Source organism: Rhizobium sp. BR 362, from assembly GCF_036528765.1.
Taxonomy (GTDB): domain Bacteria; phylum Pseudomonadota; class Alphaproteobacteria; order Rhizobiales; family Rhizobiaceae; genus Rhizobium.
This window is the reverse complement of sequence record NZ_JARWGH010000004.1, coordinates 103,346-128,742: the sequence shown is the minus strand read 5'-3', so window position 1 is coordinate 128,742 and position 25,397 is coordinate 103,346. Positions and strand designations below refer to the sequence as shown.

Here is a 25,397-nt window from a genome sequence, read left to right as displayed (position 1 = left end):
GGAGGCATGGCTCCCAAAAAAGCAGCCGCGCGCAAGATGCGCGCGGCCTAGTTGCTGGGAGTTATTTATACTGCTCAAGATCGGCAGCCGCCTTCTTCAAGGCATCCGCCGGCTGTGCCTTGCCTGTCACGACCGACTGGACCATCTCGATCATAACGTTCTGAAACCCCTTGTAGTCCTTGAACAGCGGCTCGGGACCGCCATAGCTGATGCCGTCAATGAACGGCTTCCAGAAGGGGTCCTTCTTCTCGAACTCATCGACCATCGGGGACGGACGCAGAGGCGTGAGGCCAGCGCCGCCCTGCAGTTCGTATTCACCCTGCGGACCCGGAGAGGTAATGAACTTGGCAAATTCGATCGCCTTGTCCTCGACGCCGGTGCCCTTGAAGACTGCAAGACTATCGGTGATGAGCAGCGTGCCCTGACCCTTGGCCGAAGGGCCGAGCGGCAGCGGTGCGACGCCCCAGTTGATCTTCGTTTCCTTCAGGCGATAGGCGGCACCCGAGCCCGCCTGGATCATGCCGACCTTGCCATCCAAGAAGATGGCGCGCACTTCGTTCTGTTCGTAGGCCGTCGGACCCTCGACGGAGTAAGGTGTGATGTCCTTATAGGCTTGGAGCGCGGCCAGCACTTCCGGGCTGTCGAGGACGATCTTGTCACCGTCGACCACCTTGCCGTTGTTCGTGTAAACCCAATGCAAGAACTGGTGCATGGTGTTGTCGAACGTCTTAGCCGATAGGCCATAGCCGGGAATGCCGGTCTTTTCCTTGATCGCCTTGGCGTCGGCAATTTCCTCGGCCCAGGTGGTCGGCGGCTTTTCCGGATCGAGGCCCGCCTGCTTGAAGAGGTCCTTGTTCCAATAGAGCGCCTTGGTCGAGAAGGCGATCGGCACGCCCCACTGCTGGCCATCGGAGGTCACCGTATCGACGATATTCGGATAATAGCTCTTCTTCTCCTCGTCCGTCATCGGGATCGGAACGATAAGATCGTTCTCGGCAAACTGTTTCAGCGTGCGCGAACCGACATAGGCCATGGCGACCGGCGTGCCGGCTGCCGCGAGCGTCGTCGCCTTGTCCTGGCACTGCTCCCATCCGACGACCTCGGGCTTGACGGCCCAGCCCGGATTCTTGTCTTCCCATTGCTTGATATATTTCACATGGATCGGATCGATGCTGTCGCCGCAATAGATCCAGCTAATTTCCTTGTCGGCGGCTTGGGCATTCACGGCGCCAAGCGCGGTGGAGCCGAGCAAAGCAAGGGCAAGCAGCCCTGTTTTGAAATGGAATGTCACGTTTAAGCTCCCGTTCTCTGGTGATTTTTACATGTTTTATTGCTTCACCGCGCCGGCGGTCAGACCGCTGACGAGATAGCGTTGCAGGAAGAAGATCACGACCAGCGCCGGCGCGATGCCGACAAAGCTTGCGGCCATGAGCTCGTTCCAGACAACCTCTTGCCGACCGAAATATGCGAACAACCCAACCGGCAGCGGCATGTATTCGGTCTTTGAATTGAAGGTGAGCGCATAGATGAACTGCTGCGCATAGGCTTCGATGAAAGAGGAAATCGCAACCACGACGATGCCCGGCATGGCGATCGGCAGGATGACGCGGCGCAGCGTATAGAGCTGGCTTGCGCCATCGACATAAGCAGCCTCATCGAGCTCGCGGGGGATGCGCCTCATATAGGTGTGCAGCAGCCAGATTCCGGTCGGGATGATGAAGGCCACGCCCGGCACGATCATGGCGAAATAGGTATTGAGCACGCCGAAGGAGCGCATGAGCCGGAACAGCGGGATCAGCAGGACCGCGCCGGAGAACATCTTGACAGCGAGAAAGGCACCGAGCAGCAGTCCGGAACCTCGGAACTCGAACCGGGCGAAGGCATAGGCGGCGGGCACCACAAGGATCAGAACAATAAATGTGATCGAACCGGAAATCAGGAACGAGTTGAAGATATACCAGCCAAAGCCCGGCACGCTGGTCCACATCGTTCGATAGGCTTCGAACGAGCCGTTTTCGGGAATGAAGCGGTAGGGCGAGGAAAAAAGCTGGCTGAGGGGCTTCAGCGAGACCAAAAATCCCTCGATGAAGGGCGCTAGGACAAAGGTGAGGAATACCAGGATTCCGACATAAATTCCGACCAGCTCATACCACTTGTAGCGGTTGATCATCATTGGATGGCTCATCGCTTGTCCCCCGTGGCAAAGCGGCTGGTGACGCGGAAATAGGCAAGGCAGAAGAGCGACAGGAAGATGCAGATCAGCACCGCACGAGCCGCGCCCTCACCGTACTTGTACGACCCGATCGCCGTCTTATAGGTGTCGATGATCATCGTCGTCGTCTCGCCGTTCGGCCCGCCGCGGGTCAGGATCCAGATGATGTCGAAGGAGTTGAACGTCGAAATCAGCGACAACATCGACATGGTGACCAGGGAGGGCACCAGAAGTGGCAGCGTGATGCGGCGAAAGCGGTAGGCCCGTCCGGCGCCGTCCGTCCAGGCGGCCTCGTACAGATCCTGTGGAATCGACTGCATGGCAGCCAGCATGTAGAGCGTCACCATCGGCACGCCGATCCAGACGTCGGTTACGATCGTCGCCCAGAAGGCGGTGCTGCCATAGGCCAAGAAGGCCACCGGGCCATCCACCAGGCCGAAGCGCTGCAGCAGGCCGGAAATCATGCCGAACTGGCCGTTATACATCCAGCCCCACATGAAGATGCCGATGGCCATCGGCACGATCCAGGGCGGCATGGTCAGTACCCGGAAGAGCGAGCGGCCAGGGACCGCCGAATTCAGCATCAGCGCCCCGAAGGTGCCGATGATCATCTTGATCGACACGGAGAAAAACGTCCAGATGAAGGTGCGGACGATGACCTCAGCGAAGGTGTTGTTGAAGATCTTTGCGTAATTTTCGAAGCCGACCCAGTTCGTCAGCTTCTTCAGCGAGGCATCCGTGAAGGACAGGATGACGGTGTCGACCAGCGGATAGGCAACGATGACGACGACGTAGAGGACGGCCGGAAGAAGCAGGATCCAGGCGAAGATGATCGTGCTGCGTTGAACACCCATCTTGCGCCTCCCTCTACGCGGCTCGCGAATGCAGCGCCTCGTCGAACTGGTCCCATATGGGCCTGAGATCGACGACGGTCCTTTTCATGCGGGCTTCGTCCATTGACAAAGCGAGAATTCCAGCCTCCAAGGCATTGAGCGTCGAGACCGGCAGGGCAGCGCCCGTTTTCACATGGGCGATGAGATCGGCGGCCATCTGCTCGTCGGCGCCATAATGCTGCGAAAGTTCAGTCGCGGCATATTTTTTTTCGATGACCTTCTTGCCGGTCAGCATCTCATGCACGTCGAGATAGCCGCGGATGAAATCACCCTCTGCCATGCCGCGCGAGCCCATGACGGCGAAGCGACGAAACTGGTCCGGCACGTTGAGATTGGTGTGAAAATTCATGCCGACGCCATTGGCATATTCAATGATCGCCACCTGGTAGTCGATGATGTCGCCGTCGCTGTCGAAAACGCGGTTCGAGCCCATCCAGCCGCTTGGCTTGCGATGGAAGATTTCCAGGTCGTTGATCCCCTCGCGCGCGGGATCGTTGGCGGGGATGAAACTCTTGCGGCCGCCGAAGCTTGCGACCCGCTCCGGCCGGGAACCGACCACGCCGTTATAAAGATCAAGATCGTGGCAGCATTTTTCCAGCATGAAACTGCCGGAATAACGCTCATAGCGCCGCCAATCGCGCATGAAAAAAGCGCCATGGTAAGGCTGGATATGCTCGGCCGCCTCGATAGAGACGATCTGGCCAAGCGTCCCGGCAGCCTGAACCGCCCGCAGATCGCGATAGAGCGGCGAATAGCGCAGCACAAGACCGACCATCAGGCGTTCTTGACCGAATTTCGCCATCAGATGGGCCAGTTCGATGCTCTGCTCGATGGTGGAGACGATCGGCTTTTCGCAGAAGATCTTCAGCCCGGCCTCAAGACCGAGGCGAATATGATCGAGATGCATGTGGTTCGGCGAGCCGATCATCAGCAGGTCGAGTTTTTCGCCCGCAATCAAGTCCTTAGGCGACTCATAGGCCTTGCCGGCCGAAATGCCCTTTTCGGTAAGCCCCTGCAGGCCCGCCGGCTCGGGATCCACATAGCCCGCGATCTCGAAGCTGTCGTCGATGGCTTTGAAAACATAACCCAGATATCCCAGACGGAATCCGAGTCCAATGATCCCCACTCGCATACTGGTATGTTCCCGCTGCGTAATTTATTTTCGTCAGCTTGAGCGAAATTTTCGCATCCGTCAACGAGCTTCCGGAAAATACTCGTGGTGATGAAATTCATTTTCAGATTGGTCGTAGAGAATACACGATCGCTTCGACGCGGGACCGTATGGGATCGATCTTGCTGCCGGTTATTTTTTGAGGAACGGCCGAGCTTATCGGTTCGGACTGTTATATTGCCAATACTGATAGTTCGGCTTGCTGGTGCCTTCGGAGATGACGCCGTTTTGTTCGCAGATATAACCGAGGCGCGGCATGTTGTGATAGAAGATGCCCTCGTGAAAACCGCGTATCCGCACCGTCGTCGTGCGGCACTCAAATTTTTCGTCGGCAGCCATCTTCGGTTCGGTCACGCCCGGAAGGTCCTTAAAGGGATAGACGGGGCGGACATAGGGCTTGGGAAGCAGCGGATTGTCGGCAAAAGCCGGCACAGGCACGAGGCTGGCGAGAAGCAATGCGGCAACGACGATTTTCGGTTTGGTCCACATGGATTTCCAGGATCCTTCCGGCACGCGGGCGCAACAACAGACGCCTTCTATCGCAGATATAATAATGCCCGCGCAGCCCGCCAACAAATGCTCGTGAAAATGAACCGAGACTCGGGGCATGTCCGCAACCGCCCATTCGTTCACAGCAAATTACGTCGACGAAAACGCTTTTACTTGAGCATACACCATAAGCGTGCAATCTGAGTTTGCGAAAAGTAAGAAGCCTGCTATATACTAAATCGGCTGTCGCTCCAGTTTATTGTCGTCAAGATTTCTGTTTGTGGGAGTAAAGGTGATTCTCGAGCGAACCAATCGGATCATCGCATATGAGCAAGTACCCAGCGCCGACAGTCTGGCACCGCAGGTTCATATTTACGTCATCAATCTCGATCGTTCGCCCGAACGCTGGGAAAGATTGCGCGGGCAGGCCGCTCAATATGGCCTGAGCGTCACGCGAATTCCTGCTATCGATGGCAGCACGATTCCGGAACGTGACCGCGTCGATTTCCAACCTCGACAATTCATCTATCACAACGGGCGTAAATTGCTGGCGGGCGAATATGGTTGTTATCGCAGCCATCTGCTGGCGCTGCAGCAATTCGTCGCAAGCGGCGACAAGATGGCCATCATCATGGAGGATGATGTCGAACTCAACCAGAGATTGATACCGCGTGCGCTCGCCGCCATGGACTGCGTTTGCGGCGCACGCCTGGTGAAGCTCGTCAATCATCGTCTGGTCGGCTTCAAACCGATATCCGAAACCGCCGAATACGACATTGTCGGCCGCTGCATGCATGGGCCGCAGGGATCGGCCGCGTGCTACATCGTCAACCGAAAGGCGGCGAAGAAGCTGCTGGTCGCGCTGAAGCCGATGCTTCTTCCCTATGACGTCGCGCTCGAACGCGGCTGGTCGACCGGAGTGGAAACCTTCGCCACGCTTGAAAATCTGGCGGATTTCAGCCCATTCCGGGCCGATACCACGATCGGCAAGCGCGTACATTACCGCGCCGTGAAGCGGCCTTTTCTGCTGCGGGCAACAGCGCATTGGTTCCGCGTCTGCGATCAGCTCCGCCGCTGGATCTATGCCGTAAAGGCAAAGCCTCAATCGATTGTCGGAAGCGCCGAACAGCGCTGAGGCGGTTCAGCTTCCAGGAAACCGCAGAACTGCTGCGTCTTTCGGTGTTCCCGTCGAAACCGCTGTGCTTTTCGAAGGCTGCCGCCCCGCGACGCTGTCGAAATCCGGTTGATCGATGGCTAGATCCATCTCGCGCTCGCGGAAAACGAGGTCTACCACTTCGCCGTTGGGCACGTAGCCGGAGACGAGCTTCTGCAGCAGGGTTCTTGCCTGCGGGATGTCATTTTCATCAAGCGCCGCCTCAAGGGCCGCGAGCCTCTTCGACAGCTCCGGCCAGGGCAGGAAATCCTCCTTGGCCCGCATGATGCGCGGATGGGATGTCGCCTGCGGGTTGTCGCCGATCAGGAGCTCTTCATAGAGTTTTTCGCCAGGCCTCAGGCCAGTGATCTCCAGTTCGATATCGCCCTCCGGCTCATCCTTGTCCCTGACGGTCAGACCGGACAGCTCCACCATCCGGCGGGCAAGATCGGCGATGCGCACCGGTTCGCCCATATCCAGCAGGAAGACATCGCCGCCGCCGGACATGGCGCCGGCCTGGATGACGAGCTGCGACGCTTCGGGGATCGTCATGAAATAGCGGGTAATATCGGGATGCGTCAGCGTGATCGGACCGCCATCGCGAATCTGCTGGCGAAAGAGCGGCACCACCGAACCCGATGAACCCAGCACGTTGCCGAAACGAACCATGGCGAAATTCGTGCCGCCGGCACCCGGCTTGCGGTCCGCGTCCATGGCCTGCAGCACCATTTCCGCCAACCGCTTGCTTGCGCCCATGATGTTGGTCGGACGCACGGCCTTGTCGGTGCTGATCAGAACGAAATCCTCGACGCCGCAGTCGCGCGCCACTTCCGCTGCCGTCAGCGTTCCCAACACATTGTTGCGAATGCCTTCGACGGGATTGTATTCGACGAGAGGCACATGCTTGTAGGCGGCGGCGTGATAGACAGTCTTCGGCCGCCAAGCCTCCATGATCTGCCTCAGCCGCCGACCGTCGCGGATGGACGCCAGAAAAGGGATGATGCGGATATCACCGTCGCCAGCCGTGGCCGCCGATTTCTCCAGCTCGCCGTGAATGGCGTAGAGCCCGAATTCATTCTGCTCCACCAGCAGCAGGCAGGACGGGCCGTTCTTCAAAATCTGGCGGCAGAGTTCGCTGCCGATCGAGCCGCCGGCGCCGGTGACCATCACCACCTTGCCGCGGATATTCTTCTCGATCAACGCGCGATCTGGCGCGATGACGTTGCGGCCGAGCAGGTCTTCAATATCGAGTTCGCGCAGGTCGGAGACCGCGACGCGGCCTTGGGCGAGAGCCGTCAGATCGGGCATGGTGCGCACGGTGACGCGCGCCTTACGCATGCTTTCGAGAATTTCGTTGCGGCGCTGACGCGTCGCGTTTGGCAGTGCAAGCAGCACGTCGCTGATCTCGCTCGAGATACTCAAGGCAGACAGGTCGGCGGGATCGTAGATGGGGAGGCCGCCCATGATGCTGCCTTGCAGATGCTTGTCATCGTCGAGATAGCCGACGACATTCAGCTCAGCGCTGTTGGCGAGCGCGCCGGCGAGCTGCCGGCCGGACGAGCCGGCACCGTAGATCAGCACCTTGGCGAGCTGATTGCGGTTCAACAGCCGCTGATAGGCGTTGCCGAGCCAGTAGCGTGTCCACATGCGCGACAGGCCTATGGCGATCAACAGCAGCAGCGGCTGCAGGATGCCGACCGTGCGGGGCACGCCGGGCACGCTGATCGCGGTAAAAATGGTCATGAAGGCGAGCGCATAGATCGACACTGCCTTGACGACCGTCATGAAGGCCGACATCCCCGCGTAGCGGAAGATAGCGCGATAGAGGCCAAGGACGATGAAGATCGGTATGGCGACGAGGAGCGAAACGATCGCCGGCAGCCATTCCACGCCCTCGAGAATGACCCAGTCATCCAGGCGCAGACAATAGGCGAACCAGACGGTCAGTACGCAAAGGCTGGCATCGACAATCAGCGCCAGCGCCCGTTTGGTCGAGCGCGGCAGCGCCAGGAACGGTAGGACGAGCTTATCCGCGGGCACCATGGGTCAGTTTCCCCTGGCGCCGGTCAACGGAACAGCAGACCGCTTCTCTCGCATAAATTGTCCCACCACGTCTTGCACAGCACAGTAAGATTGTCTTTATGCCTTCATTAGCAAAATGCAATCACTCTCTGCATCAATTCACTTTTAGAACAGCGGACGCGCAATTGCATCCCCGATCTTGAAAGAACCACCGGAAGCAAGGGTGGCGACGAAGATCACTTCCCCAAATAGCCGCGGACGACCGGATGCCGGAACAGACCGGCTAGGATCGCAAAGGCGGCGCCAAGGCTCATGCCGAACAGGGCGCCGGCGATCAATCCGGCCACCATCATCACCTTTCGGCTCGGTCCATTCGCCGTCAGCGGCGGTTCGGCTTCGGAGATAACACGGACATTGTTCTGCGACAGGTCCTGCGCGTCGCTCGTCTGGCCGGAACGCTTCAGCAGCGCCTCATAAACCTCACGTGCGGCAGCCGCCTTGCGCTGCAGTTCGTTCAATCCGACCAGTTTGCCCGACGTATTGACCTGCGAAGCCTTCTGCACCGCCAATTCCTTGGCAATATCCTGCTCGGCCTTCTGCGCCTGCTCGTAATCGGCGCGGGCCGAGGTCGTCTGCCGCTGCAGCTCGCTGCGAATTTCGGCCGCAAGGCTGTCGAGCGAGGATTTGGCTGCGAGCAGACGCGGATGACGGGCACCGAGCTGGCTTTGCAGGCTGCCGACGTTGGCGGCGAGCGTCGCATATTGTTGGCGAAGACTGCTGAGCGCTGTGGACGTAGCCGTCGCATTCGCCGGAGAGCCGTTGGAAACGACATCCTCGAAACTCAATTTATTGGCGGCATCGGCCCGCGCCTTCGCCTCGATCGTCTTTTGCTGCGCAGTCACCAGCATGTCGTTCAGCGCGGTCAGGCGCTTGTCGGAAATCAGATTGCCTTCAACGGCGACCATATCGTTGTCGGCACGGTAGACTTCGACTGCCCTTTCGGCGGTAAGCACCTGCTGGCGCAAATCTTCAAGCCGGCTGTCCAGCGCGGTGTTGCTGGTCCGGTAGCTATTTGCCGCCGCCTTGCTCTCTTCCTCCATGAAGGAAGTAACAAGCTGGTTAGCGATTTTGGCAGACATCTGCGGATCGCGCGTCGTCACCTTCAGCGACACGACATAAGTGCTGGCCTCGCGGGCGATCTGCACCGCCTTCGCCAACGCTGCCGTCGCCACGTATTTTGCAGCATCGCCGGTGGCGCCGCCGCTGAATTGCGGGTCCTGATCGAGCCTCAACGCATCGACGACTCGGCCCAGCACTTTGCCGGAGGAAAGAATCTGGGTCTGGCTGTCGATCATCGTCAGGATCAGCTCCGGCGCAATGGGAGCGGCCTGCGGGGAATCAGAGCCTCCCACCTCGCGAGGATCGAAATAGAGGCTGGTTTCCGCCGTGAATTTCTGCGGCAGCAGCGGGATGACGGCGGCGCCGAGCACCGCCCCGACGGCCGCGAGCGCAAGAACCAGCAGCTTCTTCGCCCAGATCGATCGGACAGCCGAGCGCAGATCGAGGAGCGGCGCATCGGCCGCAGGCATCGGCGCAGGCAAGGTCGTTTGCGGTTCGGCAGCCACCGCCGGCTCAGTGGCCAAGGGGGCTGCGATAACGACCGGCCCCACGATCGGCTGTGGAACGGCTTCCGATTTCCGCTCGAATTCGCGAAGAATTTTATTTTGGGCGGAGTTTGGCGGGGCGGAGATTGCCGGCGTCACCGGACCGGCCAGTTCTTCGGCGGCAACAGGTCGAACCTCATGGACAAAGTCCCTCGGCCGCAGCACAGGAGTGCGCGAGCGCAAGCCTTCGCGCCGTGCTTCCGACGGCTCGGTGCTGTGCCAACCCGGAAGTTGGCTCGATCGCTTGCTTCGTTCCAATGAGCTCATGACAGACTTTCATGGGTCCGCCCGCAGGTCCTGCGTAGCAGATGCCCAGAGTTTAGAAATGTTTGGCTAACGGAACATTAAGGACGTTCCCAGGAAGTCCCGTGACAAGACGCCGGCGAGAGCCGGCCCAGCCCATCTCTTCATCAATATTCAACCGGGAAGTTCATATGAAACGGTCACACCAGCGACGAGGAAGAACAGGAGCTTGCAATGACCGGACTGGCAAAGAGGCTGCTGCGCCAATCGCTCGCCGCCGTTGTTCTGCTCGCCTCGGCGGCGGAGACCGATCCCAGCTTTGCCGCATCGCAACTCTGCTACCGGGGTATTAATCTTTCCGGGGCCGAATATGGCGACCGCACCGGCGTGCTCGGCACCAACTACACCTATCCGTCTGAGGATACGGTGCGCTATTTCGCCAACAAGGGCATGAATGTCGTGCGCCTGCCCTTCCGCTGGGAGCGGCTGCAGCCGGTGCTCGGGCAGCCCCTTGATGATGCCGAGCTGCAGCGGCTCAGGGATGCGGTCGACCTTATTCAAGAGCATGGCATGGCCGTCGTCCTCGATCCGCATAATTTCGGCTATTACGACAAGGACCAACTGACGCAGGCGCCTGCGACCGATCTCGCTTTCGGCGACTTCTGGGCGCGCCTTGCCATTGAGTTTGCCAATCAGAAGGGCGTGTTTTTCGGGCTGATGAACGAGCCCCACGATATCAAGGCTCCCGATTGGCTGGAGGCCGCCAATACGGCCATTCGCAGCATCCGCACGGTCGGCGCCCGCAACCTTATCCTCGTACCGGGCACGAACTGGACCGGCGCAGCGAGCTGGGCGGCCGACAAGCTCGGCGGTGGTGCGAACGATGCCGTCATGCTCGGCGTCAAGGACCCGCTCGATTTCTATGCATTCGAGTTTCACCAGTATCTCGACGCCGACAGTTCCGGCACGCATCCCGTCTGCGATGGCAGCGCCCAGGCCAAACAGGGACTGACCGACGTGACCGCCTGGCTGCGCAAAAACGGCAAGCGCGGCTTTCTCGGCGAATTCGGCGTGGCAGCAAACCAGCCCTGCCTCGACGGGCTGAAACAGGTCTTCGATGTCATGTCGGACAATAGCGACGTCTGGCTCGGCTGGACCTATTGGGCCGCCGGCGACTGGTGGCCATCGCAGGAACCGTTGAACGTGCAGCCGCGCGGCGGCAAGGACCGGCCGCAGATGAAGACGATCACCGCTGCCGTCGGCCGGAAGACGCCGCTTGCACCGGCCTGCGCCAGCGTCAAGCCAGAAGGCTGATCGGCGAAAACGAACGGGCGGATAGCGCTTTGTGCCGAATCACGGCGCTGCTATGGTTGCGCCCGGCCGATGGATGCGGCAGCCCTGGACATTTCATGAAAAGCCTCACGGACAAGCAGCGCATCGACTACCCGATCCTCGCGATCACGCTGTTTTCGGTGCTTTACAATTGCGTCCTTGCCTATATCAACCACAACATCACGCCGCTTGCCGTCTCGCATGTCGTGCTCTGCGAAGGCATGATGATGCTCTCCAGCGTCGCCTATCTTTTGAAAAAGGGCATCTACGAGGAGGATCTGCCGATCTTCCTCTATCTGATATTCACGCTGATCATCACGATCTACATCACCGTGATGAACCGGGTGCCCTTCATCGACCAGTTCCGCAACGTGCTGATCATCGTCGCCTTCGCTGGCATCGGCAGTTGGGCGAGCGAACGGACGGTGAAGCTTGCTTTCCGCATCGGCTGTTTCTTCGTACTGCTGTTTCTGGTCTGCGAGATCGTCAGCACGCCCTTCTATGTCAGCCTGTTCCATCCCGGCGAATATTTCGAGAATACCCGCGGTATCAAGCAGGCAAGCTTCAATAGTACCGGCCTGTTCGCCAATGCGCTCGGTTTCCAGGGCCGCTTCTCCTTCGGCCTCATCGACCACCGTTCCTCATCGATCTTCCTGGAGCAGGTGTCGCTTGCCAATTTCTGCGGCGTCATCGTCATTTATCTGCTCTCGTTCTGGCCGAAGCTCGGCAAGATCGAGAAGGCGCTCTTCGTTTCGACGGTGTTGCTGATCCTGCTTACCAACGACACGCGCACGATGCTGATTTTCTCCCTTATCAGCATCATCGGCTATTTCGTCTTCCCGAAGATCCCGAAGGCCTTCGATCTCATCCTGATGCCGCTGATCATCCTGATCGGCTTCTTCGTGCATTTCATGAAGCCGGACGAAGTGGGCGACAATTTCACCGGCCGTATCGGCGTCACGATCAAAAAGATGTTGGACCTCGATTTCCAGGCGATCCTCGGGCTGGACATTACGCGTATCGGCGAATTCGCCGACAGCGGTTACGTCTATCTCATCTACGGTTCGACGATCTTTGGCCTGATCATGTTCTGGCTGTTCGTCTGTCTTTTTCCCGCCGGTGAAACACCGGCGCAAAGACGTTGCGCTCATTCACTCTCTCTTTTCATTTTTCTGAATATGATGATCGGCGGCACTGCGATCTTTTCCATCAAGATTGCCGGCCTGCTTTGGCTGCTGATCGGGTACATGCGCGTTTCTGACAAGCCGCGTACTGCCCGGATACAGCCGGCAAATATGGATGGCAGCAGAGTGCCGGGCTGACCTTGCCTTGCGTCGGCCGAGGCCGCATGAGGATCGGGATGCTTGTACAGTTGCAGTATCTACGCGCCATTGCTGCGCTGATGGTCGTCTATTTTCATTCAGTGCTGCAGGTGCCGAAGGTCAATTCCGGATTCGATTGGCAGTTCCGTCTCTTCGGCGAGACCGGTGTCGATATCTTCTTCGTGCTCAGCGGTTTCGTCATGTGGCTGACCACGACCGGCCGCGAAGTGCGCCCGCTCGATTTCTATCGCCGCCGCATCCAGCGCATCGTGCCGCTCTATTGGCTGGCGACGTTGTTTTCCGCCGCCGTCGCTCTCATCGCGCCATCGATCCTGAAATCGACGGTGTTCGACATTCCTCACCTTGCCGCATCGCTTCTGTTCCTGCCCTGGCGCAATCCCGCCGATCCCAGCCTCATAGCTCCCGTCGTCGTGCCCGGCTGGACGCTCAATTACGAAATGTTCTTCTATTTCGTCTTCGGCCTGTTGCTGCTCGTGCGTGAAAAATGGCGGCTTTATGCCCTTTTCGGCACGATGACGGCCATTATCCTCGCCTGCCGCCTGTTTCCGGTGGAAACCACGGCCACGACGGTCTATGGCAACCCGATCATCTACGAATTCCTGGCGGGGGTCGTTCTCGCCAAGCTTTATCTCGAAAAAGTGCTGCTGCCGCAGGCGGTCGCCTGGCCGGCTCTCGCGGTCGGATTCGCCTTCCTGCTGATCAATGAGACGCTCTGCGATGCCAGCATGCGCTCTTATATGTGGGGCATTCCGGCTGTCGTCATTCTCTACTCCGCCGTCTCGATCGATTTCTCCAAGCTGCCCGTCATTGGCTGGCTGAACTATCTCGGCGATTCCTCGTACAGCATCTACATCACCCATGCTTTCACGCTGGCCTTTCTGCGTGTTGTCTGCGGCGTGCTGAAAATCGATATCTTGGCGCATGGCCCGGTCTTCGTCAGTTGCTGCATCGTCTGCTCGGCGATCGGAGGTGCGATTGTCCATGAGCTGACGACACCCAGCCGCTGGGGGAAGTGGAGAAAGAAGCAGACGGCCATCGCCTGATCGGTTTCCCGTCGATCTGCCACAGCTTTCCTTCAGAACGACGGGGATACGCGGCTGAAAGGCGCAATAGGAACGGAATTTTTCGCCACCTATCATAATCTCTGTCGCGAGGAATGGGCGGGGAGCTTTCCCGTGCCTTTCGATTGCTATAAGCGAGCGGCCAACAGATGGGCCGCCTTACGAGGGAAGAGATATGAAGAGCTATGTACTACGGGTATCCTGCCAATCGACGCGCGGGATCGTTGCGGCGATAGCGAATTATCTGGCCGATCAAGGCTGCAACATCGTTGATTCCAGCCAGTTCGACGATCTCGATACCGGCAAGTTCTTCATGCGGGTCTCCTTCATCTCCGAAGAAGGGATCAACCAGCAGAAGCTGGTCGAAGGCTTCAAACCGGTCGCCGACAAATTCGAGATGGATGCCGAGATYTATGATGCCCARAAGCGCATGAAGGTGCTCTTGATGGTGTCGCGCTTCGGCCATTGCCTCAACGACCTTTTGTACCGCTGGAAGATCGGCGCGCTGCCGATCGACATCGTCGGCGTCGTCTCCAATCATTTCGATTACCAGAAGGTGGTYGTCAAYCACGACATCCCCTTCCACCACATCAAGGTGACRAAGGACAACAAGCCGCAGGCCGAAGCCCAGCTCATGGATATYGTCGAGCAGACCGGCACCGAGCTCATCGTGCTTGCCCGYTACATGCAGGTGCTGTCGGATGCGCTGTGCAAGAAGATGTCGGGCAAGATCATCAACATCCACCATTCCTTCCTGCCGAGCTTCAAGGGCGCCAATCCCTACAAGCARGCCTATGAACGCGGCGTCAAGCTGATCGGGGCGACGGCGCATTACGTCACCGGCGATCTCGACGAAGGTCCGATCATCGAGCAGGACACGGCCCGCATCACGCATGCGCAGTCGGCCGAAGACTATGTCTCGATCGGCCGCGATGTCGAAAGCCAGGTGCTGGCGCGGGCCATCCATGCCCATATCCACTACCGCACCTTCCTCAACGGCAACCGCACCATCGTCTTCCCGGCAAGCCCCGGAAGCTATGCATCCGAGAGGATGGGTTGAGCTGCGGGCGGCGTAGCCGATGAAACGACCTAGCCGATCGTTCGAGCATCGAAGCCATGAGCCCCAGCGAAGGGCCGGGAGTCCCGCATTTGCAATCAGCGGCCCGGCCCCAGGAATAGTTTGAATTGTTCCGCTCGCCATTGCTGCCACCTCCGACGAAGCTCACCGGCACGCAAGCTGATGGCTTCGTCGCACAGTTTCGCAGCGCTGATCCTGTCGCAGCGAAAGTGCCGGAAATCCTGCCTTAGTTCGCACCAAGCGACGAGCAGTCGGTGACTCTCCGCATAACCGAGTATGACCGGCCACACGATGCGGTTCGTGATCTCACCTTTCTCCGCCTGATAAGTCAGCGCAAGTTTGCGCTTCTGACGGATCGCTTCCCGAATGTTGGCGAGGTCAATGATTTCCACCGGCGGGCGCAATCCGGGCTTCACACCCACGCTTGGCTCGGCGATGAACGGGTGCAAATTTTCAGGAACTGCCGCTTCAATTTTGGCAATGACATCGAGGGCGGCGTTGGCGATGAGCGCATCACCATGGCCGGCAACCCATTGCGCGCCCAGCACAACCGCTTCAATTTCATCCGGGGTAAGCATAAGAGGCGGCATGTCATAGGCTGGATCGAGCAGGTAGCCGAAGCCTGCTTCGCCCGAGATCGGAACTCTTTGGCCGATCAGATCGCCGATGTCGCGGTAGACGGTGCGTTTGGAGACCTCAAGTTCTTTGGCAATGGCGGCAGCCGTCACCGGTCTGGTGCTCCGGCGCAGGATTTGAATGATCTGAAACAGTCGGTCGGCTCGACGCATTTGTGCTGACTCCTGCTGCCATAATGATGGCAGCAGGACTGTGCGACAAGCTCCAATACCGCAAAAGCCGCAAAGGAGCCCTCAGTGAAATTCGCATCGACCCGCATTATCACAGCAGACATAAAGCAACTGGTCGCCTTCTATGAGATGATCGCGACCGTTAAAGCGCAATGGCTGGCGCCGGTTTTCGCCGAAATCGTCATGCCCGGCGCGGTGTTAGCGATCGGCGCTTCGGAAACGGTGGCGCTGTGGAAGGAAGGCAGCGCCGAACCCGGCGCCAATCGCAGCCTTGTTTTAGAATTGCAGGTCGACGATATCGACGCGGAATATACTCGTCTCAAAGACAGGGTACCCCTTGTGCATGAACTTAAGACGATGCCTTGGGGCAATACGACCTTCCAGTTTCGCGACCCGGATGGCAACGCCGTTTCGCTCTATATGCCCGCCACGGAAGACGCAAAGAAGCGCTTTGCTTCCCGTTAAGCGGATCCTACGGCGAAACCCACCCGCAAAGTCGAGGTTTCGCGATAGATATTTTCGAGAGGAACTGTTCCACATTTCCGTCCGGGGTCTGAACGACCCCATTTCCTTTTCCCGCAAAATTGCGATTTAATGCGGCCGATATCGAGTCGCTTGGAGGTTGCGGGGGAGGAAAATGCGATCATATCTGGATAAAATCCTGCCGCTCTCGGTTTTTGCCATGCTGCTCGCCACGCAGGTGTCGACTGCCGCGATGACCTCGCAAGAAGATCCCTCGAAGATCGATCTCGCCAAGCTGATCGAATGCACGACATACGACGTGCAAAGCTATAACAGCTTTGCCATGTGGCTGACCGGACCGGAAACGACCGAGGCGATGAAACGGTTCGGAATTACCGAGCAGCCGTCGAACAGCCTTCTGCTGCGAGAATTCAAGCTGACAAAGCCGATCACCGTCTTCGGGCGACAGACCGACAGGATCGCTTTCGCTTCCTCCGGTCCTCTTGCCCTGCTCGACGAGGCCGATCCGCATCCTATTGCCAAGGAGCTGGATGTTACCGCCGCCGTCGACAGGTTCGACAAGTTCCTCGCCGAGAAGGAAATCTTCTCCAAGAAAGAGCAAATGGAGAATTCCGACACGGTGCTGCATACGCGCATTGCCCTCGACGTCTCGACCGATATCAACCATCCCGGCAAGACGCTCGCCGGCTGCAGCTATTCGATTGAGGTCGAGTGAGGTCGGAACGAGTGGCCGACTTTTGTACATTCAAATGAACGCACGTCACTCTTGAGCATCCGCTCAAGTTTCACAAAGCCAGGCGACCTTTATGCGTTCATTTGAAGGCACTGCGCTCTAGGCAGGCGTAATCAGGAGCCTATGTTCCGTCTTATCGTTAGGTCACCCTATTCGTTTTCGGTGATTTTCTTTTAGACGGAATGGTTTAGTGTCGACGCAGATGAACCATCCGGGGGTGCCATGACCGACGCCGCGCTCGTCAATCGTATGCAACTGCCAAGGCCGGATACGACGCCGGAGGCGGCGGCGGAAATCTTGCAGACGCATTATGGCCTGACCGGAACGATCACCGAACTCGGCAGCCAACAGGACCGCAACTACCGCATCGACGCGGGTGACAACAGCTATGTCCTGAAGATCTGCCGGACGGAATATGCCGCGGTCGAGCTGGAGGCGCAAAACGCCGCCATCCGCCATCTGCATACCAAAGCCGACGCGCCGCGCGTGCCCAATATCGTGCCCTCGTTGAATGGCCGGGACATTGTCGTCGTTACCATTCGCGAGCAGGATTATCTCGTTCGGCTGCTCAGCTATCTGCCCGGTCAATCCCTGACGCGGCGCAAGCATCTGCCCGCCGCCGCCGTCGCGGCGCTGGGGGCCCTTTCGGGCCGGCTTGCCCGCGACCTCGCCGATTTCGACCACCCGGGCCTTCACCGCAGCCTGCAATGGGACCTGCGCCGGGCCGGGCCGGTTGCCGTACAGCTTCTGTCGGCGATATCGGATCATGAGGCGCGCGACCGCATCGCTAAGGCGATGGTCGCGGCCGTGAAGCGCATCCAGCCGCTTGCGAGCGGGCTTCGCGTGCAGCCCGTCCATCACGACGTCACCGACGACAATGTGGTCAGCCACCCGGACGCGCACGGACAGCCGATCCCGGATGGGGTGATCGATTTCGGCGACATCATCCAGGGATGGCTGGTGGGCGACCTCGCCGTCACCTGCGCCTCGCTCCTCCACCACGCCGAAGGCGATCCCTTCTACATCATTCCTGCCATCAAGGCCTATCAGGCGATCTATCCCCTCAGGGAAGCCGAATTGAAGGCGCTCTGGCCCCTGATCGTTGCCCGTGCGGTGATTCTCGCCGCCAGCGGCGAGCAACAACTCGCCATCGATCCCGATAATGATTATGTGCGCGGCAATCTCGAATTCGAGCGCAAGATTTTCGACGTCGCCACCGGCGCGCAACCTGACGTGATGGAAGCGGCGATCCTACGGGCCGCAGGCTTCGACATCGCCCCGCTCGCCACCGAAGGCTGGTCCGCCTTGCTGCCGGAGATCGCATCGGACCATATTGCCGCCGTCGATCTTTCCGCGACCAGCCCGCATTTTGTCGACGGCAACTGGCTGAAGCCGGACATGGACTGGCGATTGCTTGCCAAGGCGGCGATCGCCTCCGGCTCTGCCGCGACCCGCTACGGGGAATTCCGTCTGTCGCATGCCGATCTTCTCAGCATGACGCCGCCGCACAATTTCGCGCTGCACAGCGATATCTGCCTGCCGGCCGGCACTGCGGTCACGGCCCCCTTTGCCGGACGCATCCAATGGCATGGCCAGCATCTGGTTCTGGTCGGCGAAACCGTCAGTCTGCATCTCGATGGCGTCGAGTGCGCGCTGGAAGAAGGAGCCGGGGTAGAGCAAGGGGCGATCATCGGCACGATCGGCAGCGAAGGCTCGGCCGTCGGGGGACTGCGCGTGCAGCTCTGCCGCATTCAGGGGCTGGTACCGCCGCTCTTTGCCACGGCCCATCAGGCCGATGGCTGGTCGGCCATCTGCCCGTCGCCGGCCGCCCTCCTCAATCAGGCCTGCGAAGCGCCGCGGCTGGACAACGCCGAACTTCTTACGCAACGCGAAGCGCATTTTGCCAAGCCGCAAAAACATTATTACGACGCCCCGCCCCAGATCGAGCGCGGCTGGCATGAATTCGTGTTCGACACGGAAGGCCGCGCCTATCTCGACATGGTCAACAACGTGACCATGCTCGGCCATGCGCATCCCCGGCTGACGGCGGCCATCGAACGGCAATGGTCACGGCTCAACACCAATTCCCGCTTCCATTATGCCGCCGTTGCGGAATTTTCGGAACGCCTGGCGGCCTTGGCGCCCGATGGTCTCGACAGCGTCTTCCTCGTCAACAGCGGTTCCGAAGCCAACGATCTCGCCATGCGGCTTGCCTGGGCACATACGGGCAAGAAAAACATGCTGTGTCTGCTGGAGGCCTATCATGGCTGGACGCTGGCAAGCGATGCCGTCTCCACCTCCATTGCCGACAATCCGCAGGCGTTAACGACGCGACCGGACTGGGTGCATCCGCTCGCTTCGCCCAATACCTATCGCGGACCATTCCGCGGTCCGGATTTGGCTGCCGACTACATGGCTGGCGTTACCACCCTGCTGGAGACCATCGACGAGAAGGGCGAGGGTCTTGCCGGCTTCATTGCAGAGCCGGTCTACGGCAATGCCGGCGGCATCGCCCTGCCGCGCGGCTATCTCGCCGATGTCTACGCCGCCGTCCGGCAACGGGGCGGCCTCTGCATCGCCGACGAGGTGCAGGTGGGTTACGGTCGGCTCGGCCATCATTTCTGGGGCTTCGAGAGCCAGGACGTCGTGCCCGATATCATCACCGTCGCCAAGGGCATGGGCAATGGCCATCCGCTCGGCGCCGTCATCACCAGGCGGGAGATTGCCGAATCACTGGAGAAAGAGGGCTATTTCTTCTCGTCGTCCGGCGGCAGTCCGGTGAGTTCGGTCGTCGGCCTTACCGTGCTGGACATCATGGAGGACGAAGGCCTTCAGGAGAATGCCCGAATCATCGGTGACCACCTCAAGGTGGGGCTGATCGGACTGATGGACCATTTCCCGCTGATCGGTGCCGTACACGGCATGGGCCTTTATCTCGGCGTCGAATTCGTCCGGGATCACGAGACGCTGACACCTGCCACGGAGGAGACGGCCGCTATCTGCGAACGGCTGCTCGAGCTTGGCGTGATCATGCAGCCGACCGGCGATCACCTGAATGTGTTGAAGATAAAACCGCCGCTTTGCCTCTCGGCTGAGAGCGCCGATTTCTTCGTCAAAGCCTTGGAAAAGGCGCTGAATGACGGCTTTTAGGCTCGTCATCCCAGGCGTTAACCATTGGGGTGATTTGGTGACGGCGCGATTTTAGTCCTCCGGGGGCATTGTCGAATCTCATACCAATTCCTATCTGTGTGGCGGTGATCGGCAATGCCGCTCGGGAGAAAGTTGATATGCTCTTTCTCGCAACCAACCCCAGCGCGGAATTTTATTTTCCTGGTCGCCGACATTTTGACATCTTTCGGAATATGTTTCTGGGGATGAAATTGTTATTCTCTACTAAGATTGTAGATAATAACTGCCGTATCGCGGGCTTCGTCATCGGAGCCCATACAAGTACAACGCCAACTAAGGAAGTGACATGCTGAATTTTAAAGTCATCGCTTCGATCCTTGGGCGGTCCGTGCTTGGCCATGACCGCTCGGGCGTGCTCTCCCGCCCGCGCTGTCGAATGTGACGTTCGTCCCCTTATCGGATTCAAACAGTCAATTCGCCATGTCTGCGCCGCTAGGGCGCGGAGGGAGTATTTTTTATGAAGAAGCAAGTCATCGAATATGCTGGCGTTCCCGTCGGCATCGTCATTCCGGATGAAGACCGGCTGAAGTTCATCGCAGTGAAGTACCATGTCCACGATCTGGACGAGCAGCGTTTCAGAAGCGCTGACGAGGTCAAGCTCGCCATCCGCGATCTCCTCACCCGCCAACAGGCCAAGCCGATCCACGTTTGATGGATCGGCTCGCCTTCGTTTTCTCATCATCACATCACCCGCCCTCGTGGTTCGAGACGGCCTTGTAGGCCTCCTCACCATGAGGGCTGGTCTTTCGCACTAAGCAGCCGCACAGACTTTTCGTCGATTCGCCGCATTTTTTCCGGTCTCACGGTGAGGTGCATAGACTGAAAGCCGGAGCCTCGAACCACGAGGGTCGGCCCCAACGGCACTCCCCTTCGACAAACCCATCTTGTCTTTTCTCCTTCTTTGCGATCCTATCGCCATGACGACCTCGCGCTTCGAAGGCGAAGGATTTTTCATTGGCTGATCTGCTCAATCTCCTGACCGATATCGAAGGCGTCGCCGTCGGTCATTGCACCGATCCTGCGCTGGGCTCCGGCGTCACCGCCATCATCTTCGATGAGCCGGCGGTCGCCTCCTGCTCCGTGCTCGGCGGCGCGCCGGGAGGGCGCGACACGGCATTGCTCGATCCGGCAATGACGGTCAGTGCGGTCGACGGGCTGGTGCTGTCGGGCGGCTCGGCATTCGGGCTGGATGCGGCGGGCGGCGTGCAGGCGGGCTTGCGCAAGATCGGGCGCGGCCTGCAGGTCGGCACTGCGCGTGTGCCGCTGGTGCCGCAGGCGATCCTCTTCGATCTCATCAATGGCGGCAACAAGGATTGGGGCCTGCATTCGCCCTATCGCGACATGGGTTATGCCGCCTTCAAAGCCGCGGGCAAGGGCGCCTTCCCGCTCGGCACGGTCGGTGCCGGCACGGGTGCGACGACCGCGACGGTCAAGGGCGGGCTGGGCTCGGCCAGCGCCGTCAGCAGCCAAGGATATAGGATAGCCGCCATCGTCGCCGTCAATGCTTTGGGTTCGGCCACCATCGGCGAAGGACCGCATTTCTGGGCCGCGCCCTTCGAGATCGGCGGCGAATTCGGCGGCCTCGGCATGCCTGAAACCATCGACACCCGCCTCAGGCTGAAGGGCGCGAATGTTACGGCAACAACGATCGGTGCCATCGTCACCGATGCTGCTTTGACCAAGGCGGAAGCGCACCGGCTGTCGATCTGCGGCCATGATGGCTTTGCCCGTGCGCTCTTGCCCGCGCATCTGCCGCTCGACGGCGACACGGTTTTTGCCGCATCGACCGGCAAACACGAAAGAGACGACCTGCAAAGCTTCATGGAACTCTGCCATCTCGCCGCCCTCGTCATGGCGCGCGCGATTGCTCGAGGCGTCTATGAGGCGACGTCTCTGCCCGTCGAAGGCGCGCTGCCGGCCTGGCGGGACCGCTTTCCGGACCGGATGGTGTCGCTTGGGATTTGACAATGCAGACTCGGGCACTGTTTCGACCCTGCGGGATGACACAATTTTAGAAAAATGGCCGCATGCCGGAGGGAGAACCGGGATTGCGAGCTGCAGCAAGGGAACTGAGATGACCAAGATTTTACGTCCGGGCCTGGAGGATTTGGCTCGCCGTCTGGCCTGTGGCGCTGCGATGTCGGCCGGGCTGCTGATGCTGAGCCTGACGCCGGCGGAAGCGGCCAAGACGACGCTGAATATCGGCATGAGCGTCGAGCCGACCGGCCTCGATCCGACGATCGCCGCACCCGTCGCAATCGGTCAGGTGACCTGGCAGAATATCTATGAAGGGTTGGTCACCATCGACGAGAGCGGCAAAATCGTGCCGCAGCTTGCGAAGAGCTGGGACATCTCGCCTGACGGCCTCACCTATACATTCAAGCTGCAGACCGGCGTCAAATTCCACGACGGCGAGGCCTTCGATTCGTCGGCCGCGAAATTCGCGCTTGACCGCGCCCGCGACGGCAAATCCGTCAATCCGCAAAAGCGGTTCTTCGCGACCATCACCTCGATCGACACGCCGGACGCGGAAACGCTGGTGCTGCATCTTTCGTCTCCGACCGGCAGCCTGCTCTATTGGCTGGGCTGGCCGTCTTCCGTCATGGTCGGTCCGAAATCTCCCGACGACGACAAGACGACGCCAGTCGGGACCGGCCCGTTCAAATTCTCGGCCTGGGCCAAGGGTGACCATGTCGAGCTCGTGAAGAACCCGGACTACTGGAACAAATCCGTCAACGTGAAGCTCGACAAAGTGACGTTCCGCTTCATTTCCGATCCGCAGGCGGAAGCGGCGGCGCTGAAGGCCGGCGACCTCGATGCCTTTCCGGAATTTGCGGCACCGGAGCTGATGAGCTCTTTTGACGGCGACGCACGGCTGATGACCAAGATTGGCAATACCGAGCTCAAGGTCGTCGCCGGCATGAACAACACGCGCAAACCCTTCGACGACAAGCGGGTGCGTCAGGCCCTGATGATGGCGCTCGACCGCAAGACAATCATCGACGGCGCCTGGTCCGGTTTCGGCACGGCGATCGGCAGCCACTACACGCCGAACGACCCCGGATATCAGGACCTGACCGGCACGCTGCCCTACGATCCCGCCAAGGCCAAGGCGCTGCTTGCCGAGGCGGGCTATCCCAACGGCTTTACCTTCACCATCAAGACGCCGCAAATGGCCTATGCGCCACGCAGCGCCCAGGTGATGCAGGCGATGTTTGCGGATATCGGCGTCACCATGAATATCGAGCCGACGGAATTCCCGGCAAAATGGGTGCAGGACGTCTTCACCGGCCGCGATTACGACATGACCATCGTCGCCCATGCCGAGCCGCTGGACATCGACATCTATTCGCGCGAACCCTATTATTTCAACTATAAGAACCCGGTCTTCGCCGAGCTGATGAAGAAGATTCAGCTAACCGCCGATCCGGCCGCGCAGAACAAGCTTTATGGCGAAGCGCAGACGATCCTCGCCGAGGATGTGCCCGCGCTCTTCCTCTTCGTCATGCCGAAGCTCGGAGTCTGGGACAAGAAGCTGAAGGGGCTCTGGGAGAACGAGCCGATCCCCTCCAATGTCCTGACCAGCGTCTCGTGGGAAGACTGATCTTCCTCGGCTTCGTACAAACGGAAGGGCGGATTGCTTCGCCCGCTGTGGAATGCTTCGATACCGGACCTGATCCGGCGGTGGACATGCAATGGTCGTACTTCTTACCCGTCGGATCACGGGCCTTATTCTGACCCTGATCGCCGTCTCGCTGCTACTCTTTGCGGTAATGGCCCTGCTGCCGGGCGATCCCGCCGCCATCACGCTCGGCACCTCGGCGACGCCGGAGACGCTTGCCGCATTGCGGCACGGCATGGGCCTCGATCAGCCGCTGATCATCCGCTACGGACAGTGGCTTGCCGGCGTGCTAACAGGCGATCTCGGCAAATCCTATACCTATGGGGTGCCGGTCGCCGGTCTCATCGTCGAGCGGCTGGCCGTCACATTGCCGCTTGCTGTCCTCGCCATCATCCTTTCCGTGCTCATCGCAGTGCCGCTTGGCGTCGCGGCCGCCGCCCGGCGCGGCGGCTTCTTCGATATCGTCGCGACGCTGTTCTCGCAGATGGGCATTGCCGTGCCGGGCTTCTGGGTGGGCCTGCTATTGATCCTGCTGTTTGCCACTTCGCTCGACTTGATGCCGGCGGGCGGCTTTCCCGGCTGGAGCAATGGATTGTGGCCGGCCTTGAAATCGCTCGTGCTGCCCGCCGTCGCGCTTGCACTGCCGCAGGCGGCCGTATTGACCCGGGTCACCCGCTCGGCCGTGCTCGACACGCTGCATGAGGATTTTGCCCGCACGGCGGTCGCCAAGGGCCTGTCGCGCCGCCGGGTGCTCTGGCGACATGTGGTGCCGAATGCACTGGTGCCGGTGCTCACCATTCTCGGACTGCAGTTCACCTTTCTGGTCGCCGGCGCCGTGCTGATCGAAAACGTCTTCACCCTGCCCGGTCTTGGCCGCCTCGCCTATCAGGCGCTCAGCCAGCGCGATGTGGTCGTGCTTCAGGATGTCGCGCTGTTCTTTGCCGGTCTCGTCATCGTCGTGAACTTCCTGGTGGATATCTCGTATCTCGTCATCGATCCGCGATTGCGCAGTGAGGGTGCACGATGATTGCCGTCGAAACCGCCGCCCCCGCCCCGCCCCATCGCTCCCGTTTCCGAGCTTTGCGCCGTGCCAATCTGCTCGTCGGCGCCATCATCATTCTCTCGCTCGCCAGTGTCGCGGTCCTGTCGCTCTTCTGGACGCCGGTGCCGCCGGCGAAAATGCAGATCACCCATAAGCTGCAGCCGCCCTTCGGCTTCGGCCTTCTTGGCACCGATCAACTCGGCCATGACGTGCTGTCGATGCTAATGGCTGGTTGCTGGAATTCTCTGTCGATCTCGGTGTCGGCGGTCGCAATCGGCGGCACAATCGGCACGGTGATCGGCATCGCCGCTGCTGCTCAGCGGGGATTGTTCGAATCGCTGGTCATGCGGGCCTGCGACGTGGTCTTCGCCTTGCCGCCGATCCTCTCGGCGATGATCCTCGGCGCTTTTCTTGGCACCGGGCGTTTTACCGCCATCATCGCCATTGCCGTCTTCATGATTCCTGTGTTTGCCCGCGTGGCTTTGGGGTCGGCGCTGCAGGCCTGGAGCAGGGACTATGTCATGGCGGCGCGCGCCCTCGGCAATACGCGCTTGTCGATCACCTTGCGGCACGTGCTGCCGAATATCATCAGTGGCATCATCGTGCAGGCGACGATTCAGCTTGGCCTTGCGATCCTGACGGAGGCCGGGCTTGCCTTCCTGGGCCTCAGCATACCGCCGCCGGCGCCGACCTGGGGACGGATGCTTGCGGATGCGCAGACCTATTTCCAGGCCGCGCCGTGGCTGGCTCTTCTGCCGGGCCTTGCCATCGCCCTCTCCGTCCTCGGCTTTAACCTGCTCGGCGACGGGCTGCGCGATCTCCTCGACCCCCGTGAGGCGAGGCGTTGGTAATGACATGAAG

Annotated in this window: 21 protein-coding genes; 13 read left to right on the top strand and 8 right to left on the bottom strand. The window is 59.8% G+C overall.

The genetic code is table 11. The features are described from left to right. Window positions 1–61: 61 nt before the first annotated feature. The 5 genes from QDY28_RS07145 to QDY28_RS07125 form a co-directional block, all read right to left on the bottom strand. The gene (locus QDY28_RS07145; RefSeq protein ID WP_331381003.1) at window positions 62–1,291 is read right to left on the bottom strand and encodes an extracellular solute-binding protein; all 1,230 of its coding nucleotides are present in this window, start codon (window positions 1,289–1,291) and stop codon (window positions 62–64) included. Between the two features lie 36 nt (window positions 1,292–1,327). Further along, complete coding sequence (locus tag QDY28_RS07140; protein WP_331381002.1) at window positions 1,328–2,185, bottom strand: carbohydrate ABC transporter permease; 858 nt, start codon at window positions 2,183–2,185, stop codon at window positions 1,328–1,330. Then, window positions 2,182–3,066 (bottom strand): carbohydrate ABC transporter permease, encoded by an 885-nt coding sequence (locus tag QDY28_RS07135; RefSeq protein ID WP_331381001.1) that lies wholly within the window; start codon window positions 3,064–3,066, stop codon window positions 2,182–2,184. Before QDY28_RS07135 ends, QDY28_RS07140 begins: the two co-directional genes overlap by 4 nt. Before the next feature lie 13 nt (window positions 3,067–3,079). Continuing rightward, window positions 3,080–4,237 (bottom strand): Gfo/Idh/MocA family protein, encoded by a 1,158-nt coding sequence (locus QDY28_RS07130; RefSeq protein WP_331381000.1) that lies wholly within the window; start codon window positions 4,235–4,237, stop codon window positions 3,080–3,082. A gap of 195 nt (window positions 4,238–4,432) precedes the next feature. Then, window positions 4,433–4,765 carry a hypothetical protein gene (locus tag QDY28_RS07125; protein WP_331380999.1) on the bottom strand — a complete coding sequence of 111 codons (333 nt, stop codon included), beginning with the start codon at window positions 4,763–4,765 and terminating at the stop codon, window positions 4,433–4,435. A 292-nt stretch (window positions 4,766–5,057) separates the two neighbouring features. Between QDY28_RS07125 and QDY28_RS07120 the strand changes: the two genes are divergently transcribed. Continuing rightward, window positions 5,058–5,900: a glycosyltransferase family 25 protein gene (locus QDY28_RS07120; RefSeq protein ID WP_331380998.1), complete on the top strand. Its 843-nt coding sequence runs from the start codon at window positions 5,058–5,060 to the stop codon at window positions 5,898–5,900. 6 nt (window positions 5,901–5,906) lie between these two features. Here the strand turns inward: QDY28_RS07120 and QDY28_RS07115 are convergent, their stop codons facing one another. Together QDY28_RS07115 and QDY28_RS07110 are read right to left on the bottom strand one after the other, a co-directional pair. Then, entirely contained in the window at window positions 5,907–7,961 is a 2,055-nt protein-coding gene (locus QDY28_RS07115; RefSeq protein WP_331380997.1) for a polysaccharide biosynthesis protein, read from the bottom strand. Between the two features lie 215 nt (window positions 7,962–8,176). After that, window positions 8,177–9,871, bottom strand: a complete 1,695-nt coding sequence (locus tag QDY28_RS07110; protein WP_331380996.1) for a GumC family protein — start codon at window positions 9,869–9,871, stop codon at window positions 8,177–8,179. 210 nt (window positions 9,872–10,081) lie between these two features. Here QDY28_RS07110 and QDY28_RS07105 point away from each other — a divergent pair, with 210 nt between their 5' ends. From QDY28_RS07105 to purU, 4 genes are all read left to right on the top strand, one after another. After that, on the top strand, window positions 10,082–11,161 hold the full coding sequence (locus QDY28_RS07105; RefSeq protein ID WP_331380995.1) for a glycoside hydrolase family 5 protein: 1,080 nt from the start codon (window positions 10,082–10,084) through the stop codon (window positions 11,159–11,161). Window positions 11,162–11,256: 95 nt separating this feature from the next. Then, the gene (locus QDY28_RS07100; RefSeq protein ID WP_331380994.1) at window positions 11,257–12,501 is read left to right on the top strand and encodes a hypothetical protein; all 1,245 of its coding nucleotides are present in this window, start codon (window positions 11,257–11,259) and stop codon (window positions 12,499–12,501) included. A gap of 38 nt (window positions 12,502–12,539) precedes the next feature. Next, window positions 12,540–13,565, top strand: a complete 1,026-nt coding sequence (locus QDY28_RS07095) for an acyltransferase family protein (protein ID WP_331380993.1) — start codon at window positions 12,540–12,542, stop codon at window positions 13,563–13,565. Window positions 13,566–13,758: 193 nt separating this feature from the next. Then, complete coding sequence (gene purU, locus QDY28_RS07090; RefSeq protein WP_331380992.1) at window positions 13,759–14,643, top strand: formyltetrahydrofolate deformylase; 885 nt, start codon at window positions 13,759–13,761, stop codon at window positions 14,641–14,643. Between the two features lie 95 nt (window positions 14,644–14,738). Here purU and QDY28_RS07085 read toward each other — a convergent pair whose 3' ends face one another. Continuing rightward, entirely contained in the window at window positions 14,739–15,449 is a 711-nt protein-coding gene (locus QDY28_RS07085; RefSeq protein ID WP_331380991.1) for a helix-turn-helix transcriptional regulator, read from the bottom strand. 84 nt (window positions 15,450–15,533) lie between these two features. Between QDY28_RS07085 and QDY28_RS07080 the strand changes: the two genes are divergently transcribed. The 8 genes from QDY28_RS07080 (at window position 15,534) to QDY28_RS07045 (ending at window position 25,387) form a co-directional block, all read left to right on the top strand. Next, window positions 15,534–15,932, top strand: a complete 399-nt coding sequence (locus QDY28_RS07080; RefSeq protein WP_331380990.1) for a VOC family protein — start codon at window positions 15,534–15,536, stop codon at window positions 15,930–15,932. Window positions 15,933–16,104: 172 nt separating this feature from the next. Continuing rightward, on the top strand, window positions 16,105–16,665 hold the full coding sequence (locus tag QDY28_RS07075) for a hypothetical protein (protein ID WP_331380988.1): 561 nt from the start codon (window positions 16,105–16,107) through the stop codon (window positions 16,663–16,665). 240 nt (window positions 16,666–16,905) lie between these two features. Continuing rightward, complete coding sequence (locus tag QDY28_RS07070) at window positions 16,906–19,833, top strand: aminotransferase (RefSeq protein WP_331380987.1); 2,928 nt, start codon at window positions 16,906–16,908, stop codon at window positions 19,831–19,833. A 496-nt stretch (window positions 19,834–20,329) separates the two neighbouring features. Further along, window positions 20,330–20,524: a hypothetical protein gene (locus QDY28_RS07065; RefSeq protein ID WP_028754369.1), complete on the top strand. Its 195-nt coding sequence runs from the start codon at window positions 20,330–20,332 to the stop codon at window positions 20,522–20,524. 302 nt (window positions 20,525–20,826) lie between these two features. Then, window positions 20,827–21,837, top strand: a complete 1,011-nt coding sequence (locus tag QDY28_RS07060) for a P1 family peptidase (RefSeq protein WP_331380986.1) — start codon at window positions 20,827–20,829, stop codon at window positions 21,835–21,837. A gap of 109 nt (window positions 21,838–21,946) precedes the next feature. Beyond that, a complete protein-coding gene (locus QDY28_RS07055; protein WP_331380985.1) occupies window positions 21,947–23,476 on the top strand; it encodes an ABC transporter substrate-binding protein in 1,530 nt (509 codons plus the stop codon). A 91-nt stretch (window positions 23,477–23,567) separates the two neighbouring features. After that, window positions 23,568–24,521 carry an ABC transporter permease gene (locus tag QDY28_RS07050; RefSeq protein ID WP_331380984.1) on the top strand — a complete coding sequence of 318 codons (954 nt, stop codon included), beginning with the start codon at window positions 23,568–23,570 and terminating at the stop codon, window positions 24,519–24,521. Further along, on the top strand, window positions 24,518–25,387 hold the full coding sequence (locus QDY28_RS07045; RefSeq protein ID WP_331380983.1) for an ABC transporter permease: 870 nt from the start codon (window positions 24,518–24,520) through the stop codon (window positions 25,385–25,387). Before QDY28_RS07050 ends, QDY28_RS07045 begins: the two co-directional genes overlap by 4 nt. Window positions 25,388–25,397: the final 10 nt, after the last annotated feature.

Bases quoted from the DNA above. Each gene is read 5' to 3' on its own strand.
- QDY28_RS07140 (WP_331381002.1), bottom strand. From the start codon at position 2,185: ATGAGCCATCCAATGATGATCAACCGCTACAAGTGGTATGAGCTGGTC.
- QDY28_RS07135 (WP_331381001.1), bottom strand. From the start codon at position 3,066: ATGGGTGTTCAACGCAGCACGATCATCTTCGCCTGGATCCTGCTTCTT.
- QDY28_RS07130 (WP_331381000.1), bottom strand. From the start codon at position 4,237: ATGCGAGTGGGGATCATTGGACTCGGATTCCGTCTGGGATATCTGGGT.
- QDY28_RS07125 (WP_331380999.1), bottom strand. From the start codon at position 4,765: ATGTGGACCAAACCGAAAATCGTCGTTGCCGCATTGCTTCTCGCCAGC.
- QDY28_RS07115 (WP_331380997.1), bottom strand. From the start codon at position 7,961: ATGGTGCCCGCGGATAAGCTCGTCCTACCGTTCCTGGCGCTGCCGCGC.
- QDY28_RS07110 (WP_331380996.1), bottom strand. From the start codon at position 9,871: ATGAGCTCATTGGAACGAAGCAAGCGATCGAGCCAACTTCCGGGTTGG.
- QDY28_RS07105 (WP_331380995.1), top strand. From the start codon at position 10,082: ATGACCGGACTGGCAAAGAGGCTGCTGCGCCAATCGCTCGCCGCCGTT.
- QDY28_RS07100 (WP_331380994.1), top strand. From the start codon at position 11,257: ATGAAAAGCCTCACGGACAAGCAGCGCATCGACTACCCGATCCTCGCG.
- QDY28_RS07095 (WP_331380993.1), top strand. From the start codon at position 12,540: ATGCTTGTACAGTTGCAGTATCTACGCGCCATTGCTGCGCTGATGGTC.
- QDY28_RS07085 (WP_331380991.1), bottom strand. From the start codon at position 15,449: ATGCGTCGAGCCGACCGACTGTTTCAGATCATTCAAATCCTGCGCCGG.
- QDY28_RS07075 (WP_331380988.1), top strand. From the start codon at position 16,105: ATGCGATCATATCTGGATAAAATCCTGCCGCTCTCGGTTTTTGCCATG.
- QDY28_RS07070 (WP_331380987.1), top strand. From the start codon at position 16,906: ATGACCGACGCCGCGCTCGTCAATCGTATGCAACTGCCAAGGCCGGAT.
- QDY28_RS07065 (WP_028754369.1), top strand. From the start codon at position 20,330: ATGAAGAAGCAAGTCATCGAATATGCTGGCGTTCCCGTCGGCATCGTC.
- QDY28_RS07055 (WP_331380985.1), top strand. From the start codon at position 21,947: ATGACCAAGATTTTACGTCCGGGCCTGGAGGATTTGGCTCGCCGTCTG.
- QDY28_RS07050 (WP_331380984.1), top strand. From the start codon at position 23,568: ATGGTCGTACTTCTTACCCGTCGGATCACGGGCCTTATTCTGACCCTG.
- QDY28_RS07045 (WP_331380983.1), top strand. From the start codon at position 24,518: ATGATTGCCGTCGAAACCGCCGCCCCCGCCCCGCCCCATCGCTCCCGT.